At 73.4% G+C, this 18,695-nt stretch carries 19 protein-coding genes, 1 tRNA gene and 1 riboswitch; of the genes, 10 read left to right on the forward strand and 10 right to left on the reverse strand.

The window, feature by feature from the left end; all coding sequences use genetic code 11:
• Positions 1–12: 12 nt before the first annotated feature.
• Positions 13–945 carry an aldose 1-epimerase family protein gene (locus tag FQ330_RS04195; protein WP_146355533.1) on the reverse strand — a complete coding sequence of 311 codons (933 nt, stop codon included), beginning with the start codon at positions 943–945 and terminating at the stop codon, positions 13–15.
• Between the two features lie 108 nt (positions 946–1,053).
• Here FQ330_RS04195 and FQ330_RS04200 point away from each other — a divergent pair, with 108 nt between their 5' ends.
• A complete protein-coding gene (locus FQ330_RS04200) occupies positions 1,054–1,842 on the forward strand; it encodes a helix-turn-helix transcriptional regulator (protein ID WP_146355535.1) in 789 nt (262 codons plus the stop codon).
• Here the strand turns inward: FQ330_RS04200 and FQ330_RS04205 are convergent.
• Together FQ330_RS04205 and FQ330_RS04210 are read right to left on the reverse strand one after the other, a co-directional pair.
• Entirely contained in the window at positions 1,839–2,270 is a 432-nt protein-coding gene (locus FQ330_RS04205; protein ID WP_146355537.1) for a hypothetical protein, read from the reverse strand. The two genes, FQ330_RS04200 and FQ330_RS04205, sit on opposite strands and share 4 nt — an antisense overlap.
• Positions 2,271–2,373: 103 nt before the next feature.
• Positions 2,374–2,447: transfer RNA gene (locus tag FQ330_RS04210), tRNA-Leu, on the reverse strand.
• 159 nt (positions 2,448–2,606) lie between these two features.
• Between FQ330_RS04210 and FQ330_RS04215 the strand changes: the two genes are divergently transcribed.
• A complete protein-coding gene (locus tag FQ330_RS04215; RefSeq protein ID WP_146355540.1) occupies positions 2,607–3,965 on the forward strand; it encodes an extracellular solute-binding protein in 1,359 nt (452 codons plus the stop codon).
• Between the two features lie 68 nt (positions 3,966–4,033).
• Here FQ330_RS04215 and FQ330_RS04220 read toward each other — a convergent pair whose 3' ends face one another.
• The 3 genes from FQ330_RS04220 to FQ330_RS04230 form a co-directional block, all read right to left on the reverse strand.
• A complete protein-coding gene (locus tag FQ330_RS04220; protein ID WP_128190289.1) occupies positions 4,034–5,005 on the reverse strand; it encodes a carbohydrate ABC transporter permease in 972 nt (323 codons plus the stop codon).
• A complete protein-coding gene (locus FQ330_RS04225) occupies positions 5,002–5,907 on the reverse strand; it encodes a carbohydrate ABC transporter permease (RefSeq protein ID WP_164877176.1) in 906 nt (301 codons plus the stop codon). Before FQ330_RS04225 ends, FQ330_RS04220 begins: the two co-directional genes overlap by 4 nt.
• A gap of 120 nt (positions 5,908–6,027) precedes the next feature.
• Complete coding sequence (locus FQ330_RS04230) at positions 6,028–6,399, reverse strand: A1S_2505 family phage non-structural protein (RefSeq protein WP_146355542.1); 372 nt, start codon at positions 6,397–6,399, stop codon at positions 6,028–6,030.
• Between the two features lie 42 nt (positions 6,400–6,441).
• On the opposite strand from FQ330_RS04230, the gene FQ330_RS04235 reads away from it, so the two are divergent.
• Together FQ330_RS04235 and FQ330_RS04240 are read left to right on the forward strand one after the other, a co-directional pair.
• A complete protein-coding gene (locus FQ330_RS04235) occupies positions 6,442–6,981 on the forward strand; it encodes a gamma carbonic anhydrase family protein (protein WP_146355544.1) in 540 nt (179 codons plus the stop codon).
• Between the two features lie 65 nt (positions 6,982–7,046).
• Positions 7,047–7,547: an SRPBCC domain-containing protein gene (locus FQ330_RS04240; RefSeq protein WP_192575840.1), complete on the forward strand. Its 501-nt coding sequence runs from the start codon at positions 7,047–7,049 to the stop codon at positions 7,545–7,547.
• On the opposite strand, the gene FQ330_RS04245 is transcribed toward FQ330_RS04240, so the two are convergent.
• Together FQ330_RS04245 and glyA are read right to left on the reverse strand one after the other, a co-directional pair.
• Positions 7,544–8,431: a bifunctional methylenetetrahydrofolate dehydrogenase/methenyltetrahydrofolate cyclohydrolase gene (locus tag FQ330_RS04245; RefSeq protein WP_146355548.1), complete on the reverse strand. Its 888-nt coding sequence runs from the start codon at positions 8,429–8,431 to the stop codon at positions 7,544–7,546. The genes FQ330_RS04240 and FQ330_RS04245 overlap by 4 nt on opposite strands.
• Complete coding sequence (glyA, locus tag FQ330_RS04250; protein ID WP_146355550.1) at positions 8,428–9,759, reverse strand: serine hydroxymethyltransferase; 1,332 nt, start codon at positions 9,757–9,759, stop codon at positions 8,428–8,430. Before glyA ends, FQ330_RS04245 begins: the two co-directional genes overlap by 4 nt.
• A 38-nt stretch (positions 9,760–9,797) precedes the next feature.
• Positions 9,798–9,876: riboswitch (ZMP/ZTP riboswitch) on the reverse strand.
• Between the two features lie 101 nt (positions 9,877–9,977).
• Between glyA and FQ330_RS04255 the strand changes: the two genes are divergently transcribed.
• Genes FQ330_RS04255 through FQ330_RS04265 form a run of 3 tightly spaced genes read left to right on the forward strand, consistent with a single transcriptional unit; the run spans position 9,978 to position 11,661 of the window.
• Positions 9,978–10,748 (forward strand): SDR family oxidoreductase, encoded by a 771-nt coding sequence (locus FQ330_RS04255; RefSeq protein WP_146355552.1) that lies wholly within the window; start codon positions 9,978–9,980, stop codon positions 10,746–10,748.
• Positions 10,749–10,777: 29 nt separating this feature from the next.
• Positions 10,778–11,290, forward strand: a complete 513-nt coding sequence (locus FQ330_RS04260) for a DinB family protein (protein WP_146355554.1) — start codon at positions 10,778–10,780, stop codon at positions 11,288–11,290.
• Positions 11,291–11,301: 11 nt separating this feature from the next.
• Positions 11,302–11,661: a DUF5655 domain-containing protein gene (locus FQ330_RS04265; protein ID WP_146355556.1), complete on the forward strand. Its 360-nt coding sequence runs from the start codon at positions 11,302–11,304 to the stop codon at positions 11,659–11,661.
• Between the two features lie 132 nt (positions 11,662–11,793).
• Here the strand turns inward: FQ330_RS04265 and FQ330_RS04270 are convergent, their stop codons facing one another.
• Complete coding sequence (locus FQ330_RS04270) at positions 11,794–15,303, reverse strand: proline dehydrogenase family protein (RefSeq protein ID WP_146355558.1); 3,510 nt, start codon at positions 15,301–15,303, stop codon at positions 11,794–11,796.
• A 139-nt stretch (positions 15,304–15,442) separates the two neighbouring features.
• Here FQ330_RS04270 and FQ330_RS04275 point away from each other — a divergent pair, with 139 nt between their 5' ends.
• Positions 15,443–16,333 carry a LysR substrate-binding domain-containing protein gene (locus FQ330_RS04275; protein ID WP_146355560.1) on the forward strand — a complete coding sequence of 297 codons (891 nt, stop codon included), beginning with the start codon at positions 15,443–15,445 and terminating at the stop codon, positions 16,331–16,333.
• A gap of 6 nt (positions 16,334–16,339) precedes the next feature.
• On the opposite strand, the gene FQ330_RS04280 is transcribed toward FQ330_RS04275, so the two are convergent.
• Positions 16,340–17,554 carry an MFS transporter gene (locus FQ330_RS04280; RefSeq protein ID WP_192575841.1) on the reverse strand — a complete coding sequence of 405 codons (1,215 nt, stop codon included), beginning with the start codon at positions 17,552–17,554 and terminating at the stop codon, positions 16,340–16,342.
• Positions 17,555–17,578: 24 nt separating this feature from the next.
• Between FQ330_RS04280 and FQ330_RS13230 the strand changes: the two genes are divergently transcribed.
• Both FQ330_RS13230 and purU read left to right on the forward strand, forming a co-directional pair.
• On the forward strand, positions 17,579–17,761 hold the full coding sequence (locus FQ330_RS13230) for a hypothetical protein (protein WP_164877157.1): 183 nt from the start codon (positions 17,579–17,581) through the stop codon (positions 17,759–17,761).
• The gene (gene purU, locus FQ330_RS04285; RefSeq protein ID WP_128190135.1) at positions 17,758–18,609 is read left to right on the forward strand and encodes a formyltetrahydrofolate deformylase; all 852 of its coding nucleotides are present in this window, start codon (positions 17,758–17,760) and stop codon (positions 18,607–18,609) included. The genes FQ330_RS13230 and purU overlap by 4 nt, the downstream gene beginning before the upstream one ends.
• The last annotated feature ends 86 nt before the right edge of the window (positions 18,610–18,695 follow it).

Genomic DNA, 18,695 nt, shown 5'->3' on the forward strand with positions numbered 1-18,695 from the left:
AGCGGCGCGGTGCTAGAACCCGACCGGCGCGATGCCCCACTGCCCGCGCCAGTGCTCCCCCGGCTCGAGCCACACGAGGCCCTGGCCGGAGTTCAGCGCGTTCGCCGGGGCGCTCATCGGCTCGACCGCGACCGCGTGGCGCACCCCGTCGATCGCCGGGAAGTCGCTCGGCGTGAACACGACCGCGTACGGGAACGACGCGTCCTGCCAGAGCTCGGCGCCCCTGCCCTCGCGATCGACGAGCGACGACGTGGCCACGCCGCCCACGAACTCGAGGCCCGCATAGTTGTGGTCGATGTCGAGCTCCGTCAGGCGTCGGCCGCCGCGCAGGTCGGGCGCCGACGCATCCATCGCGTCCACGAGCGTCTCCTCCGTGGGGATGAGGTCGACCGCGTTGAAGACGCGCGCCGCCGGCACGGTGAGCGTGAGCTCGTCGGCGGGCGTGCCGCCGACGGCGAGGTACGGATGCGCGCCGCACGCCCACGGGGCGCGCTCGGCGCCCGCGTTGATGGCCTCGTGCGTGACGCGCAGCCCGTCGTCGGTGAGCTCGTACGTGACGAAGGTGTCGATGAGGAACGGCCAGCCCGTCTGCGGGTGGATCGTCGCCTGCAGCAGCACCTTCGACTCGTCGTGCTCGAGCAGCCGGTAGGGCGAGAAGCGCAGCAGCCCATGGCTCGCGTTGCCCTTGTCGCGCTCGGTGATGGGCAGCCGCTGCGTCTCGCCGTCGAGCTGCCAGTCGCCGCCGGCGACCCGGCCGCCCCACGGCGCGAGCACGATCCCCTGCCCCTTCGCCGGGCGCTTCTCCTCGGCGAACGGCTCGACGAGGTCGACGTCGTCGACGGTCAGCTCGCGGAGCGTCGCCGCCACCTCGGTGATCGTGGCGCGCAGGCGGCGCCCGTCGACGTCGCGGGTGATGGTGAACTGCTGTCCTGTGGGCGGGCGCATGGGGCGAGCCTAGGAGATGGCGTCCCGATCCCGCTCGTCCCGGCCGCCGGCACCGGCGCCGGAACCGGCCTCTTCCCCGCCGCGCGGCGCGGATCTAGGCTTCGCGCCATGCACGGTCGCATCGTGGACGTGGTCGCCGACGTCCTCAACGAGCAGGACGTCGCGATGGCTCGGGCGCTGCTCGCGGAGGCGATGCTCGCCGACACCGACACCGAGATGGCCACGCGCGTGAGCGTGCGGGCGGGCAGGCCCGATGCGGTGCTGCGCATCCACGGCCACGGCTTCCGGCCTGCGGCCGAGCAGCTGCCGTGCGCGGCCGAGATCCGCGCGCACCCGCTCTACCGCTATCGGGCGCACACCGGCGACACCCGCCCCACGCGCCTCGAGGACGCGGTGCGCGCGGGATGGCTGCTCGGCGAGGCGACGCGGCGCGTGTTCGAGACGCTGCAGATCTCGGCGCACCAGGTGGAGGTGACGACCGCGCCCGGCCGCGAGTACGACGGCTGGACGCTCATCGCACCCAGCCCGATCCGGCGGCTGCAGCTGCGCCCGCTCGAGGAGCACGCGCGGCTGCTGCGCGGCCTCGACAGCCACATCGAGCTGCTGGCCCGCATGCGCGCCGTCGCGCCCGCCGTGCCGGCCGCCGACGCCCCGCTCCTCACCCCGCGCGAGCAGACGGTGCTCCACCTCATGCACGCGGGCCGCACCGCGGCGGCCATCGGCACGCACCTCGGCGTCTCGCCGCGCACGGTGCACAAGCATCAGGAGAACCTCTACCGCAAGCTCGGCGCCTGCGACCGGCTCGGCGCGGTGCTCGTCGGGCAGCGGACGGGGCTCCTCCCCTCCCCCGTCGCCGGGGAGGAGCCCGTCGCTGCCGGCGGCGCGCGCCGGGTCTAGGGCAGCTCGGCGGCGCAGGCCTCCACGCCCTCCATGAGCGCCATGCCGAGCACCTCGAACTGCGCCTCGCTCAGGTAGCTGAAGGGCATGTTGCCCTTGCCCTGGTATGCGGCGCCGCTGCCGACGGTCGCCTTGGAGTGGATGAGCGGCTCCTGCGTCAGCCCCTCGTCGGCCATCCAGTCGGCGACGACCTCGTCGGCGACCCAGCCGCAGTCGGCCTGCAGCTCGGGCGGGATGATGAACATGGCGCCGAGGTCGCTGAGCGACACCCACGCCGTGCCGCCCTGGATGTGGTGCTGGTAGGCGGCGGCCGCCCACTGGTCGCGGTAGCAGTGGTGCGCTGAGGCCGCGGCGGCCCCGACCATGCTCATGGCGGCGGTGAGCGCGACGGCGGCCGTGGCGCGGCGCGCGAATGCGGCGCGGTTCATGTGTCCTCCTCGACAGTGCCGGGAGCTGGGGCGCCCCGGTTCCCTCGATCATCGGCGCGCCGGGGCCGCGTGGGAATGCGCAGAGGTGCGTAGTCCTGTCCGGTGCCCCCGCCGGGATTCGAACCCGGACTGCGCGGAGTTTAAGTCCGCCGCCTCTGCCGGTTGGGCTACGGGGGCCGGGCCGCTGCCCGCTCCTACGGTACGCGGCGCTCGCGTGCGGGAGCGGCGGAGCGGTTCCTGGGAGAACCGCTTCCCTCTGGGGGACAGGATCGGGTTACGATCCAGCCAGGGCCGACGCGGGCCGCGCTCGGCCATCCCTGGCAGAAGGAGAACGACATGCGAGCACGGGCGGGCGCGGCAGGCGCCATCGCAGCAGCACTGCTGCTGACCGGGTGCGGCGGCGGCGGGGCGGCGGCCGACGCGGACTTCACCGCGGACCCCACGGGCGCGATGACGGGATGGGGCTTCGAGAACACCGACGACGTCGGGCAGGCGCGCCTCGACCACGCGGCCTCGCAGCTGGAGGGCGTCGAGATCGAGCTCGACCAGACCGCGTTCGACGCGCAGAAGTTCACGACCCTCGCCGCCTCCGGCAACATGCCGGACGTGGTGCAGATCGACCGGCAGTTCGTGGCGACGTACGCGGCGCAGGGCCTCATCATGCCGCTCGACGAGTGCTTCGCGGCGCACGAGGTCGACGCGCAGCAGCGCTGGTACCCGCAGGTCGTGCAGGACGTCACGTGGCAGGACCAGGTGTGGGCGGTGCCGCAGTTCTACCAGCCGCCGCTCATCCTCACGAACACCCGCGTCATGGAGGAGGCCGGCGTCTCGGCCGACGACCTCGACCCGAGCGACCCCGAGGCGCTCATCGCGGCCGCCGAGGCGATGACGGTCTCCGAGGGCGGCTCGATCAGCCGCGTCGGCTTCGACCCGCAGGGCGTCTCGAAGGCGGCGATGTGGATGCTGTCGTTCGGCGGCGGCATCGTCGACGAGTCGGGCGCTCCCACGCTCGACCGCGAGGAGAACGTCGCGGCCGCGGAGTTCCTCATCGAGCTCTACGACGCGCAGGGCGGCTTCGCCGAGGTCACCGGCCTCGTCGAGTCGTTCGACATCTTCGGCGACGGCAACCCGTACGTGACCGACGGCGTCGGCGCCGCCGTATTCGACCAGTGGTACGTCAACGTGCTCACGCCGTACGCCGAGCAGATCGAGATCGGCGCGGTGCCGATCAGGAACCAGGAGGGCCAGCCGTTCACGGCGACCGGCGGCTCGTCGTTCGTCATCCCCGCGAGCGCCGAGAACCCGTCGGCCGCGTGCGCGTGGGCGCTCGCGCTGACGGACCCCGAGGCGTGGCAGGCGGCCGCGGAGGCGCGTGCCGAGACGACCGAGGCGGAGCCCGAGCGGCTCGGCATCAACACCGGCCTCTTCACCGGCTCGCCCGAGAGCGACATGCAGATCCGCGACGAGTTCGCCTCGGCGGAGGGCTTCCCCGGCTTCGAGGAGGCGATCGAGGCGTACTACGCGGTCGCGGCGGAGGGCGCGTCGCTCGGCGGCTCGCCCGCCGGTCAGCAGATCCAGGGCGAGCTCGAGAACGCCATGCAGTCGGCGCTCCTTGGCGAGCGCTCGGCGCAGGAGGCGCTGACCGCGGCCCAGGAGGCCGCGCAGCGCGCGTACGACCAGGTCGCGGGCGGCTGACGCGGCGCTGGACGGAGCGACGGGGCGGAGGCGACTCCGCCCCGTCGTGCTGTCTGCGCCCGGGCCGCTCAGCCCTTGCGGCCGGAGGTCGCGAGGCCCTCGATGAACGAGCGCTGCCCGAAGGCGAACAGGATGAGCATCGGCAGCGTCACGATGAGCGCCGCGACCATCACGTACTGGTAGTCGCCGTGGCCGCCCGAGGTGGGGCTGTACTTCGTCATCGCGCTCGCGATGCCGAGCGGCACCGTGTAGGCCTCCGGGGATCCGGCGTTCAGGTAGATGAGCGCGCCCTGCAGGTTGTTCCAGCTGGCCTGGAACTCGAAGAGGAACACGATCACGAACGAGGGCACCGAGAGCGGGAAGGCGATCCGCCAGAACTGCCCCCACGCGCTCAGCCCGTCGATGCGCGCCGCCTCGAACAGCTCCTTCGGCAGGCTGAGGAAGAACTGGCGCTGCAGGAAGATGTAGAACGCGGAGCCGAAGAGGTTGGCGCCCCACAGCGGCACGTGGGTGCCGACGAAGCCGAGCTGGTTCCAGATGAGGAACTGCGGCACGAGGGTCACCGCGCCCGGCAGCATCATCGTGGCGAGCACGACGCCGAAGAGCACCTTGCGGCCGGGGAAGCGGAAGTAGGCGAAGCCGAAGGCGACGAGCGAGCTCGACACCGTCACGAGCGCGGCGGCGAGCACGGCGATGAGCAGGCTGTTGCCGAGCCACGCCACGAGCGGCAGCTCGTCGAAGACCTGCACGTAGTTCTCGGGCTGCCACGTCTGCGGGATGAGGCGGTTGTCGAAGACCTCCCCGCGCGGCTTGAAGCTCGCGGCCAGCAGCCACGCGAACGGGTAGAGGAACAGCGCGCTGCAGCCGAGCAGCAGGACCCATCGCACCGCCTCCCCCACGCGGCCGAGCGGCGAGAGCGCGGGACCGGGCCGGCGACGGCGCCGGCGGGGCGACGCGTCGGCCCGCTCGACCGGCTCGGCCGGCTCGGGCGCGACGACGTGCGCCTCCTGGATCTGGCCTGGCTGGACGGGCGAGCTCATCGCGCCTCCTCGCTCTCGTAGTAGACGAACCGGTTGCCGACCCGCATCTGGATGAGCGAGATGACGAGGATGATGAGGAACAGCAGCCACGCCATGGCCGCCGCGAAGCCGAAGTTGAACTGCCGGAACGCCTGCTGGAAGAGGTAGATGGCATAGAAGAGCGATGCGTCGGAGGAGCCCTGCACCGTGTCGCGGTGGAAGAGCAGGAACGCCTGGTCGAAGATCTGGAACGCCGCGATCGTGAGCACGAGCACGTTGAAGAAGATCGCCGGCGAGATCATCGGCAGCGTCACGTTCCAGAACCGCCGGAAGGCGCCCGCGCCGTCGAGCGAGGCCGCCTCGTAGAGGTCGGTCGGCACGTTCTGCAGCGCGGCGAGGAAGATGACCATCGTGCCCGCGACGCCCCACAGCGTCATGAGCACGATCGAGGGCTTGATCCACGCCGGGTCGAGCAGCCACTGCGGCCCGTCGATGCCGATCGCCGCGAGCCCGCGGTTGATGGCGCCCTGGCTGCCGTTCAGCAGCAGGAGGAAGACGGATGCCGTGGCCACCACCGGCGTCATCTTCGGCAGGTAGAAGATGGTGCGGAAGAGCCCCGCGCCGCGCCGCTGGCTGTTGAGCAGCAGCGCGAGCCCGAGCGCGAGCAGCACCTCGAGCGGCACGGCGAGCACCGCGTAGTACAGCGTGTTCGCGAGCGCCGTCATGACCTTCGGGTCCTCGACGAGCGCCTGGTAGTTCGAGAAGCCGGCCGGCCGGGCCGTGTCGGTCGCGAGCTGGTAGTGGCTGAACGAGATGACCAGGCTGTAGACCATCGCGCCGAGCGTGAACACGAGGAAGCCCACGATCCACGGCGAGATGAACAGGTAGCCGGCGATCGCCTCCCGCCGCTGCAGCTTGGTCATGCGCGGCTTCGCGGTCGTCGTCGACACCGTGCCTCCCTCGGATCGGGCGTCCCGGGCGGGCCGCTCCTCTCTGTGTACCCCACTTCTCCGAGAAGCGCACGAATCGCTTCTCGGCATGCCTCAGTCGAGCAGCGCCCGGAAGCGCCTCGGCAGCAGCACGTTCTCGCCCGCGCCGGCGAAGAGCGGCGCGATCTCCTCCGGGCGGTGCCCGGCGATGCCGCAGCCGAGCTCGGTGACGAGGAAGTCGAGCTCCGGATGCTCGGCGGCGTAGCGCAGCAGGGTCGTGACCCCGTCGCGGATGGTGGCGAGCCCGCTCATCGTGTCGACCGCGTACGACTGCCCGTGGTGCCCGTGCCCCTCGCCCCACACGGCGCCGAAGCGCTCGTGCGCGAGGCGCGCCGCGCCGCCGTGGTGGGCGCCTGCGGCATTGGAGCCGAAGACGAAGACCTGGTTCGGCTGGAGGGCGTCGATGCGGTCGGGCGAGGTGCGCATGCGGCCATCATGGCCCCTCGCGCCCCGGCGTAGGCTGACGCCATGACCGTCCACGAGCGCGCCACGATCATCCCGCTGCCGGGGCACGCGCCCCACCTGCCGAAGTCGGCGCTCGTGATGCCGGGCGCCGTGATCGCCGGCGCCGTCTCGCTGGGCGAGCGCGTCGGCGTCTGGCCCGGTGCGAGCCTCCGCGCCGAGGAGGAGCCGATCACGATCGGCGACGACTCGAACGTGCAGGACAGCTGCTCGCTGCACGTCGACCACGGCTCGCCGCTCAGGATCGGTGAGCGCGTGTCGATCGGCCACAACGCGGTCGTGCACGGCTGCACCGTCGAGGACGACGTGCTCATCGGCATGCACGCGACCGTGATGAACGGCGCCGTCATCGGCACCGGGTCGATCATCGCGGCCGGCGCGCTCGTCACCGAGGGCACCGTCATCCCCGACCACTCGCTCGTGGCGGGCGTGCCGGGCAAGGTGCGCCGCGAGACGACCGAGGACGAGCGGCGCGGCATCGCCCGCAACGCCGAGACGTACGCCAAGCGCATCCAGCTCTACGTCGACGCCATCCACGCGCACTGACCCGCCGGCGCCCTAGCGGGCTGGGTCTGCGGATGCGTAGGCTCGGCCGCACCGGAGGGAGCCACATGCCCGTCACACCGACCGGCACGGTCGTGCGGCACGGCGACGCCGCCGAGCTGGTGCTCGAGCGCAGGGTCGGCAACGACGCGATCGCGGTCTGGCCGTACCTCGCGGAGTCGCGCGAGCTCAGCACCTGGTTCGGCGCCTACGTGGGCGACCCCGACTCCGGCGAGGTGGTGCTCGCGATGACCGCCGAGGAGGGCGACGCCACCCAGGCGGTCGAGATCCTCGACTGCGACGCCCCCGAGCACCTCGCGGTGCTGACGACCGACGAGCACGGCTCGTGGAGCCTCGAGGTCGAGCTCGTCGACGGCGGGCACGAGACGGGCTCGGGCACGACCATCCGCTTCACCCACCACGATGTGCCCGCCGCCTCGGTGCCCGACATCGCGGCCGGCTGGGAGTGGTACCTCGACCGGCTGGTCGCCGCGCTCGCCGGGCAGCCGATGCCCGACTGGGATGACTACTACCCGGCGCTGCGCGACGCCTACCGCGGCTCCGACTAGCGGGAGCGCACCGCCTGCTCGGCCATCTGCACGACGTTGTCGAGCAGCATGACGCGCGTCATCGGGCCGACGCCCCCGGGCACCGGCGACACCCACGCCGCGACCTCCTTGACGCCGGGATCGACGTCGCCGAGCAGCTTGACCTTGCCGGTCTCGGCCGACAGCCCGCGCGTGATGCCGACGTCGAGCACCGCGGCGCCCGGCTTCACCCAGTCGGCCTTGATGAGGCCGGGCACACCGACCGCCGCGACGACGATGTCGGCCTCGCGCACCTGCGCGGCCAGGTCGGGCGTGCGGGAGTGGCAGAGCGTGACGGTCGCGTCGATCCCCTTGCGGGTCAGCAGCAGCCCGAGCGGCCGCCCCACCGTCAGCCCGCGGCCGACGATCGCGACGGTCGCGCCCGCGATCTCGATGTCGTGCCGGCGCAGCATCTGCACGATGCCCGCCGGGGTGCACGGCAGCGGCGAGTCGATCGGGCCGTCGACGCCGAGCACGAGCTTGCCGAGGTTGATCGGGTGCAGCCCGTCGGCATCCTTCGCCGGATCCATGAGCGTGAGCATCGCGTGCTCGTCGTGGCCCGGCGGCAGCGGCAGCTGGATGATGTAGCCGGTCACCTCGCGCGCCGCGTTGAGGTCGCGGATCGCGGCCCGCACGTCGGCGCTCGAGGCGCTCGCGGGCAGGTCGACGCGGATCGACTCGATGCCCACCTCGGCGCAGTCGCGATGCTTGCCCTTCACGTACGACTGGCTCGCCGGGTCGTCGCCGACGAGCAGGGTGCCGAGGCCGGGCGTGACGCCCTTCGCCTTCAGCGCGTCGACCCTCTCGCGCAGCTCCGCCTTGATGGCGGATGCGGTGCGGTTGCCGTCGAGGATCTGCGCGGTCATCGGTCGACGCTCGATCCGAGCTCGTGCACCACCTCGGGCTGCCCGGAGGGTCCGACGCCGGGGTAGAGCGGGAACGCCTCGGCGAGCGTCGCGACGCGCGCGCGGAGCGACTCGAGGTCGGCGCCCGGCAGCAGCGCGAGCGCGATGACGTCGGCGACCTCGGTGAACTCGTCGTCGCCGAAGCCGCGGGTCGCGAGCGCGGGGGTGCCGATGCGGAGGCCGCTCGTGACCATCGGCGGGCGCGGGTCGTTGGGGACCGCGTTGCGGTTCACGGTGATGCGGATCTCGTGCAGGAGGTCCTCGGCCTGCTTGCCGTCGATGGCGGCGTCGCGCAGGTCGACGAGCACGAGGTGCACGTCGGTGCCGCCGGCGCGCACCGAGATGCCCGCGTCCTCGACGTCCTGCTGCTGGAGCCGCTCGGCGAGGATGTGCGCGCCGCGGAGCGTGCGCTCCTGGCGCTCCTTGAACTCCTCCGACGCGGCGAGCTTGAACGCGGTCGCCTTCGCGGCGATCACGTGCATGAGCGGGCCGCCCTGCTGGCCGGGGAAGACCGCCGAGTTCAGCTTCTTGGCGATGTCGGCGTCGTTCGTGAGGATGAAGCCCGAGCGCGGGCCGCCGATCGTCTTGTGCACGGTCGACGACACGACGTGCGCGTGCGGCACGGGGTTCGGGTGCAGGCCGGCGGCGACGAGGCCCGCGAAGTGCGCCATGTCGACCCAGAGCAGCGCGCCGACCTCGTCGGCGATCGCGCGGAACTCGGCGAAGTCGAGCTGGCGCGGGTACGCCGACCAGCCGGCGATGATCACCTTCGGCTGGTGCTCGACGGCGAGGCGGCGCACCTCGGCCATGTCGACGCGGCTCGTCTGCTCGTCGACGCCGTACGCGACGATGTCGTAGAGGCGGCCGGAGAAGTTGATCTTCATGCCGTGCGTCAGGTGGCCGCCGTGGTCGAGCGAGAGGCCGAGGATCGTGTCGCCCGGGCGGGCGATCGCGTGCAGCACCGCCGCGTTGGCGGTCGCGCCCGAGTGGGGCTGCACGTTCGCGAACGCGGCGCCGAAGAGCGACTTCGCGCGCTCGATGGCGAGCGACTCGGCGACGTCGACGAACTCGCAGCCGCCGTAGTAGCGGCGGCCCGGATAGCCCTCGGCGTACTTGTTCGTGAGCACCGAGCCCGCGGCCTCGAGCACCGCGACCGGCACGAAGTTCTCGCTGGCGATCATCTCCAGGTAGTCGCGCTGGCGGTCGAGCTCCTGCTGGAGCACCGCGGCGATCTCGGGGTCGACCTCGGTGAGAGGCGAGTTGAACGTGCTGGGCAGGCGGTCGGTCACGGATGCTCCTTCGCTGGTGCGCTGGCGCGCGTCGCTGGATGGGACGCCCAGGCGCGCGGCTCACGGTCGGCCGCTCCCCGGTGGTGCTCCACCTCTGCGCCAGTCACGGCCGCTCTCATGGTACTTGCGCGGGACCGACGCGGGGGCACGCTGAGCGGAGGATCCCTCGGGAGCGGCCCCGAGCCGCGGAGCCGCCCCGACCGGTGTGAGGAGCGTCCATGAGCGTCATCGACCTGACCGGCAAGGTGGCCGTCGTCACGGGCGGGGGCAGCGGCATCGGCCGCAGCATCTGCCAGCTGTTCGCGACCCTCGGCGCGAGCGTCGTCGTGAGCGACATCGCCGCGACCGCCGACGAGACCGTCGCGACCGTCGCGGGCGACGGCGGGACCGCATCCGCCATGGTCGGCGACATCGGCGACCCGGCCGTCGCCGACGCGGTCGTCGCGGCCGCCGTCGAGCGCTACGGCCGGCTCGACGCGCTCGTCAACAACGCGGGGATCATGGACCACTTCGCCGGCGCCGCCGGGGTCGACGACGCGCTGTGGGAGCGCGTCATGCGGGTCAACCTCTCGGCGCCGTTCTACCTCACGCGCGCGGCCCTGCGCGTGATGCTGCCGCAGAGCTCGGGCTCGATCGTGAACATCGCGAGCGAGGCGGGCATCCGCGGCGCGGCCGCCGGCGCCGCCTACACCGCCTCGAAGCACGGCCTCATCGGCCTCACCCGCAACACCGCGTACGTCTACGCCAAGCAGGGCATCCGCGCGAACGCGATCTGCCCCGGCGGCGTCGAGACGAACGTGATGACGCCCGACATCCAGCAGCACATCGACCAGGAGGGCCTCGCGGCGCTCACGCCCGTGCACCAGTCGGCGATGCGCGTGGCGCAGCCGATCGAGCAGGCCAACCTCGCGGCCTTCCTCGTCTCGGACGCGGCGAGCAACGTCTCGGGCGCGATCATCCCGAACGACGGCGGCTGGTCGGCGGGCTGAGCCGCAGGGGCGCGTGGTTGGATCGCCGCGTGAGCCACGACCGCGTCCGCGCCCAGCTGCTCGAGGCGCTCGACGCCCAGCGCCGGCACATCCTCGCCGCCATCGAGGGGCTCGACGACGCGCAGCTGCGCACCCCCGCGCTGCCGTCGGGCTGGTCGCCGATCGGGCTCGTGCGGCACGTGACGCTCGGCTGCGAGCGCTACTGGTTCCACACGGTCATGGCCGGCGAGCCGCTCGACTACTGGCCCGTCGGGGACGCGGCGCTCGACGAGGGCCGGCCCGCCGACTGGCGCGTCGAGCCCGACGAGTCGACGGATGCGGTGGTGCAGGAGTACCGCGACGCGATCGCGCGCTCCGACCGGATCCTCGCCGCGCTCCCCCTCGACGCGGCACCGCGCATGCCCGACCCCGACTGGCCGGAGGCGGCGTTCGGCGACCTCGGCGCGGTGCTGCTGCACGTGCTCGTCGACACCGCGACCCACGCGGGGCACCTCGACGCCGCCCGCGAGCTGCTCGACGGCCGCCAGCACCTCGTGCTGTAGCCGGGCGCGGCATGCGGGCACCGGCGGCAGCGCTCTTCGCCGACGACCCGCGCGGTGCGGCGCTGCATCGCGCGATCGCCGCCCGCGTCGAGGCGCTCGGCGAGGTCGAGGAGCGGGCGTCGAGGACGCAGATCGCCTACCGGCACCGCCGCACGTTCGCGATCGTCTGGCGGCCCGGGATGGTCGTGCGCTCCGACGTGCCCGTCGTGCTGTCGATCGCGCTCCCGCGCCCCGACCCGTCGCCGCGCTGGAAGCAGGTCGCGCATCCGTCGCCGCGCGTGTGGATGCACCACCTCGAGGTGCGCGACGCGAGCGAGGTCGACGACGCGGTCGACGCCTGGCTGCGCGAGGCGCACGCCGCGGCCGCCTGACCCGCCGCATCCCGGCCCGCGCGGCCGCCGCCTGCTCCTCCGCGCCCGAACCCGCTCCATCCCGATTGGTCACTCGTTGCTGCCGGAGCGGGCTCCAGGCAGCAACGAGTGACCAATCGGCGGGCGGACGCGCTAGATGAGCGCGTCGGTGAGGTGGTTGGGCGTGCCGAAGCGGTGCGCCGTGATGGCGACCGCCTGCTCCCGCAGGAACGGCAGCAGCTCGAGCCGGCCCGACTCGGTCACCGGGTGGGCGACGATCGCGAGGTCGGGGCGGCCGTCGACCGCCTCCGCGAGCGCGCGCACGCCCTCGGCGACCGCGTCCTCGGCGGCCAGGTAGCGGATGCGGCCCTGCGCGAGGCGCTGCGCCGAGACGCGGAAGGCCGCGTCGTCCTCGACCGCCACGGGGATGCCCGCGGCCGCGAGCGCCGCCCGCATCGCGGGCGCCGGCTCGACCGCGGTCGAGACGCGCACCTCGGCGCCGGCGCGCAGCGCCGCGGCGACCGTGCGCGCGAGCTGCGCGACGCGACCGCCCTCGGCGAGGCGGATGGTGACGCCGGGCATCGGCAGGTGGCGCAGGATGTCGCGCTCGGCCGAGAGGCGCTGCACGTCGAGCGCGACGCCCAGCTCGCGCGACCACACGTGCTGGTCGGAGCCGGCCGCCCGCCGGACGGCGGCGGCCTCGTCGGCCGTCACCGACGCATCTGCCGACCGCGCGAGCGACTCGGCCGCCTCGACGACGACGCGCACGCCCTCGTGCTCGAGGGGCGCGAGCTCGCGCGCCTGCGAGGGGCGCCAGTCGACGAGCGGCATGAGGTAGCTGGGGCCGCCCGCCTTGGTCGTGGGGCCGACCACCGAGCGCTTCCAGCCGCCGAAGGGCTGCCGCTGCACGATGGCGCCCGTGATGCCGCGGTTGACGTAGAGGTTGCCCGCCTCGACGCGCTCGAGCCACGTGCCGATCTCGGCCGGGTCGAGCGAGTGCAGGCCGGAGGTGAGGCCGTAGTCGACCTCGTTCACGAGCGCGATCGCCTCCTCGAGCGTCTCGACGCGCATGATGCCGAGGATCGGGCCGAAGTACTCGGTGCGGTGGTACTCGCTCCCCGGGCGCACGCCCGCGCGCACGCCGGGGCTCCACAGGCGCCCCTCCTCGTCGAGCCGCTCGGGCTCGATCACCCACTGCTCGCCCTCCCCGAGCGTCGTGAGGCCCTCGAGCAGCTTGCCCTCGGCGGGCGCGATGATCGGGCCCATCTGGGTCGTCGCATCCCACGGCTGGCCGACGGTGAGCGAGCGCACGCCGTCGACGATCTGGTTGTGCAGGCGGCGCGAGCGGCCCGCCTGGCCGACCAGGATCGCGAGCGACGCGGCCGAGCACTTCTGGCCCGCGTGGCCGAAGGCGCTCGCGACGATGTCCTTCGCGGCGAGGTCGTAGTCGGCCGAGGGCGTGACGATGATGGCGTTCTTGCCGCTCGTCTCGGCGAGCAGCTGCAGGTCGGGGCGGATGCGCCGGAAGGCCTGGGCGGTCTCGAAGCCGCCGGTGAGGATGACGCGGTCGACGCGCGGGTCGCCGATCAGCCGGTCGCCGAGGCTGCGCTCCCCCAGCTGCACGAGCTGCAGCACGTCGCGCGGCACCCCGGCCGCCCAGAGCGCCTCGACCATCACGGCGCCGCTGCGCGCGGCGACGCGGGCGGGCTTGATGATGACGGATGCGCCGGAGGCGAGGGCGGCGAGCGTCGAGCCCGCGGGGATCGCGATCGGGAAGTTCCACGGCGGGGTGACCGCGATGAGGCGCGACGGCACGGCGACGGCCCCGTCGACCCGGTCGAGGCCGCGGGCGCGCTCGGCGTAGTAGTGGGCGAAGTCGATCGCCTCGGAGACCTCGGGGTCGGACTGGTCGAGCGTCTTGCCCGCCTCGGCCGCCGCGACCTCCATGAGGTCGGCGCGGCGCGCCTCGAGCTCGCGGCCGGCGCGGTGCAGGATCTCGGCGCGCTCGTCGCCCGAGAGCACCCGCCACGCGGCGTTGGCGGCGACGGCCGTCTCGATCGTCTGCTCGAGCTGCGCGGCGTCGTGCAGGGTGCTCTCGGCGACGAGGTCGACGCCGAGCCGCGAGTGCTGGGCGCGCTCGCGGATGCCGGCCGCCCACGCCTGGTTGGCGGGCAGCGACGGGTCGGAGTCGGGCGCGTTGCGGAAGCCGTCGGCGAGCCCCTCGGCGACCGGCTGCGTGCGGTCCTGCACGCGGTGCGTCGCGGGCGCCGGGGCCGCGAGCGCGTCGAGCGATGCGAGGAAGCGGTCGCGCTCGCGCTCGAAGAGGTGCTCGTCGCGCGCGAGCTCGAACACGGCCGACATGAAGTTCTCGCGGCTCGCGCCCTCCTCGAGGCGGCGGATCAGGTAGGCGATCGCCACGTCGAACTCGGCCGGGTGCACGACGGGCGTGTAGAGGAGCAGCCCGCCGACGTCGCGGCGCACGACCTCGGCCTGGCCCTGCGCCATGCCGAGCAGCATCTCGAACTCGAGGCCGGAGCCTGCGCCCGCGCCCGCCTCGATGCCGCGCTGCTTCGCCAGCAGCCACGCGAAGGCGACGTCGAAGAGGTTGTGGCCGGCGACGCCGAGCCGCACGGCGCGGACGCGCTCGGGCGTGAGCGCCCAGGCGAGCACGCGCTTGTAGTGGGTGTCGCTGTCCTGCTTCGTGTGCCACGTGGCGAGCGGCCAGTCGTGCAGCGACGACTCGACGCGCTCCATGGGTAGGTTCGCGCCCTTCACGAGGCGCACCTTGACGGGTGCGCCGCCGGCGGCGATGCGCTCGGCCGCCCAGGTCTGCAGGCGCTCCATCGCGGGCATGGCGTCGGGGAGGTAGGCCTGCAGCACGATGCCGCCCTCGTACGACTCGAGGCCCTCGGTGGCGAGGATCCGCGTGAAGACCGCCATGGTCATCTCGAGGTCCTTGTACTCCTCCATGTCGAGGTTGATGAAGGTGCCGGTCGCGTGCGCGCGGCGGTAGAGCGGCAGCAGGCGCTCGACGACCTCCTCGACGGCGGCGTCGAAGGCCCACGGCTGGTGCGGCGCGGTGGTGGCCGAGACCTTGATCGAGACGTAGTCGACGTCGGGGCGCTCGATGAGCGCGAGCGTGCCCTCGAGCCGGCGGGCGGCCTCGCGGTCGCCGAGCACGGCCTCGCCGAGGAGGTTGACGTTGAGGCGGGCGCCCGTGGCGCGGATGCGCGCGATCGCGGCGCCGAGCCGGGCGTCGGTCGCGTCGATGATGAGGTGGCCGACCATCTCGCGCAGCACCCGGCGAGCGATCGGTACGACGACCTGGGGCGCGAGCGGCGCGACCCCGCCGCCGAGCTTGAGCGCCTGGCGCATCGGCCAGGGCAGGAAGGCGGGTGCGGCGCCGGCGATCTCGCGGAGCGTGCGGGCTGCGACGTGCACGTCCTCGGGGCGCACGACGCCGTCGACGAAGCGCACGGCGAAGTCGAGGCCCTTCGGGTCGCGCAGCACGCCGGCGAGCTGCTCGGCGCTCGCGTCGGCGGGGATGCGCTCGGCCTCCTCCAGCCACGTGCGCACCTGCGCGACGATGGCGGGCGCGAGCGCGCGGAGGCTCTCGAGCTCGCTCGCGTGGTCGGTCTCGGCGGGGGTGGCGCCTGCGCCCATGCGGCTGACCTCTCTTCAACTCGTGCTGCGGGCACGCGAGCGCGCGCCGCGGCAAGTCTGCACCCGCCGACCCATCGCGTACAGTGACGGTTCACGACGGATACCCGTCGCGATCGACGATGCTTCCGAGGGAGGGCCGATGCTCGACATCCGTCGCCTGCGCCTGCTGCGCGAGCTGCGCCTGCGCGGCACGATCGCCGCCGTCGCGACCGCGCTCGCCTACGCGCCGAGCGCCGTCTCGCAGCAGCTCTCCGCGCTCGAGCGCGAGGTGGGCGTGCCGCTCACGCGCAAGCAGGGGCGGCGGCTCGCCCTCACCCCGCAGGGCGAGCTCCTCGCCCAGCACGCCGAGGGCATCCTCACCGCCCTCGAGGCCGCCGAGCGCGCCGTCGCCGCCTCGCTCGGCCGCCCGGTCGGCACGGTGCGCGTGGCGGTGTTCCAGTCGGCGGCGCTCGGGCTCGTGCCGCAGATGCTGCGGATCCTCGCCGGCACGGCGCCCGAGGTGCGCGTCGAGATGGTGCAGCGCGAGCCCGAGACGGCGCTCTACGACACGTTCGTCGGCGACTTCGACCTCGTCGTCGCCGAGCAGTACCCCGGGCACGCGGCACCGCAGCACGCGGGGCTCGACCGGCGGCTGCTCATGACCGACGCGCTGCGGCTCGCCGTGCCGCCGGGCAGCGGCATCCGCTCGCTGGCCGACGCCGCCGGGATGCCGTGGGTGATGGAGCCGGTGGGGGCCGCCTCGCGCCACTTCGGCGAGCAGCAGTGCCGGGTGGCGGGCTTCGAGCCCGACGTGCGCTTCGCGACCGCCGACCTGCAGGCGCAGATGCGGCTCATCGAGACCGGCCACGCGGTGGCCATCATGAACGACCTGACGTGGGCGGGCACGCCCGTGCGCTTCCGCATCGTCGAGCTGCCGGGCGCGCCCCGCCGCGAGGTGTTCACGGCCGCCCGCGCGGCCTCCGACGGCAATCCGGCCATCGCGGCCGTGCGGGCAGCGCTGCAGGAGGCGGTGCCCGCCGGCCTCGCGTGAGCGCGGTCAGGCCGCGAGCGACCGCCGGTGCGTCGTGAAGCCGATGAGCACGAGGCTGATCGCGACGGCCGCGAAGAGCACCCACGGCAGCGCGCCGGGGCCGGCCGCGTCGTAGACGATCGCGCCGAGCAGCGCGCCGCCGCCGATGCCGGTGTTGAAGCCGGTCGTGTACCAGGCCATCGCCGGCTGCAGCAGCCGCTCGGTCGAGGCGTGCAGCACGCGCGTCTGTAGCAGCGGCGGCAGCGCCCCCATCGCGAGCCCCCAGACGAGCACGGCGGCGATCGTCAGCGGCAGCGCGGTCGAGAGCACGAGCACGAGCATCGTGGCGAGCATCAGCACCATGCACAGCACGGCGCCCGCGAGCGCGCGGCGCCCGAGCCACAGGGTGAGCGCCACGATCGCGAGCGCGCCCATGAGGCCGTAGGCGAGCAGCGCGGGGCTGAGCCACGCCTCCGGCAGGCCCGCGTGCTGCACGAGGAACGGCGCGATGAACGTGTAGAAGGCGTACTGGCCGGTCATCGCGAGGGTGGTCGAGACGACCGCGACGACGATGCCGCGCACCGACTTGTCGGGGTCGGCCACGGGCACGGCGATCGAGCCCGTCTCGGTCGTCGCGACGTCGGCGAGGTGGTCGACGGCCGGCAGCACCCGCCACACCGCGAAGGCCGCGACGAGGCACGCGACGCCCAGCACCGCGAACGACGCGCGCCACCCGACCGCCTGGCCGAGCAGCGTCGACAGCGGCAGGCCCAGCACGAACGCGAGCGAGCCGCCGGCGCTCGTGATCGCGACCGCCCGCCCGATCTGCTCCTTCGGCACGAGGTAGGCGGCGTAGGCGCCCACCACCGTCCAGAAGACGCCGTGCGCGAGGCCGCCGACGATGCGCGTGGCGACGACCCACTCGTACGAGGGCACGACGGCGCCGGCGGCGGTGGCCGCGGCGAAGACGAGCAGCACGCCGATGACGAGCCGGTGCCGTGGCAGCCGCCGCGTGAGGCGGATGAGCGGGGTCGACGAGAGCACGACGGTGAAGGCGAAGACCGACACGAGCAGGCCGATCGCGCTCTCCGAGACGCCGAGGTCGCGGCTCATCGGCAGCACGAGGCCCATCGGCAGCATCTCGATGGAGATGTTCACGAAGATCGCGAGCGCGAGCACGAGCAGCGCCGCGAGCGGGAAGCGACCGGTCGTCTCGCCCCGGGCCGTGCTCTGCTCGCTCACGACCGGCAAGCCTACGCTGGGCGGATGCTGACCCTCGAGGCGATCGTCGCGCTGCCGCTGCGCTCCGCACGGGGGTGGCAGCCCGGCTACCCCGCCCCGGCCGTCGACGCGTGGCGAGCCCACGCGCTCGCCTTCGCGGCGCATCCGGAGTCCGACGCGCTCGCGGCCCGAGTGAGCGCCGCGCGCCTCGTAGACTCGACCGGGTGAGCGCGAACCACTGGATCCTGTCGTTCGTCTGCGACGACCGGCCCGGCATCGTGCACGCGATCACCGGCGCCATCGTCGACTGCGGCGGCAACATCACCGAGTCGCAGCAGTTCTCCTCGGCCGACACCGACCGCTTCTTCATGCGGCTGCAGGTCGAGGCCGAGGCCGAGCGGGCCGACTTCGAGGCGCGGCTCGCGCCGGTCGTCGAGCGCTACGGCATGCAGTGGCAGCTCGACGACGTCGGCCGGCCGCTGAAGACGCTCGTGCTCGCGTCGAAGGCCGCGCACTGCCTCAACGACATGCTCTTCCGGCAGCGCGCCGGCCAGCTCTCGGTCGAGATCCCGCTCGTGCTCGCGAACCACCCCGACCTCGGCTCGCTCGCCGCGTTCTACGGGGTGCCGTTCGAGCACGCGCCGGTCGTCGACGCCGAGTCGAAGGCCGCGTTCGAGCGCCGCATCCTCGAGGTGGTCGAGCGCGAGGGCATCGAGCTGGTCGTGCTCGCCCGCTACATGCAGATCCTCTCCCCCGAGCTGTGCGCGGCGCTCGAGGGGCGCCTGATCAACATCCACCACTCGTTCCTGCCCGGCTTCAAGGGCGCGAGCCCCTACCGGCAGGCGCACGCGCGCGGCGTGAAGCTCATCGGCGCGACGGCGCACTTCGTCACGAGCGACCTCGACGAGGGCCCGATCATCGAGCAGAACGTCGAGCGCGTCGACCACGCCCAGTCGCCCGCGCAGCTCGTCGCGATCGGGCAGGACGTCGAGTCGCGCACCCTGTCGCGCGCCGTGCAGTGGTTCGCCGAGGACCGCGTGCTGCTCGACGGGCAGCGCACCATCATCTTCCGCTAGCCGCGCGCATCCGTCATCGGATGTTCATCGGCGGGTCTGGTCCCGCGTCACACCCTCCGGCTAGGTTCAGGAGCGTCCCTGCACCT

The sequence above is a fragment of the Agrococcus sediminis genome (assembly GCF_007923295.1).
In the GTDB taxonomy this organism is placed as follows: Bacteria; Actinomycetota; Actinomycetes; order Actinomycetales; family Microbacteriaceae; genus Agrococcus; species Agrococcus sediminis.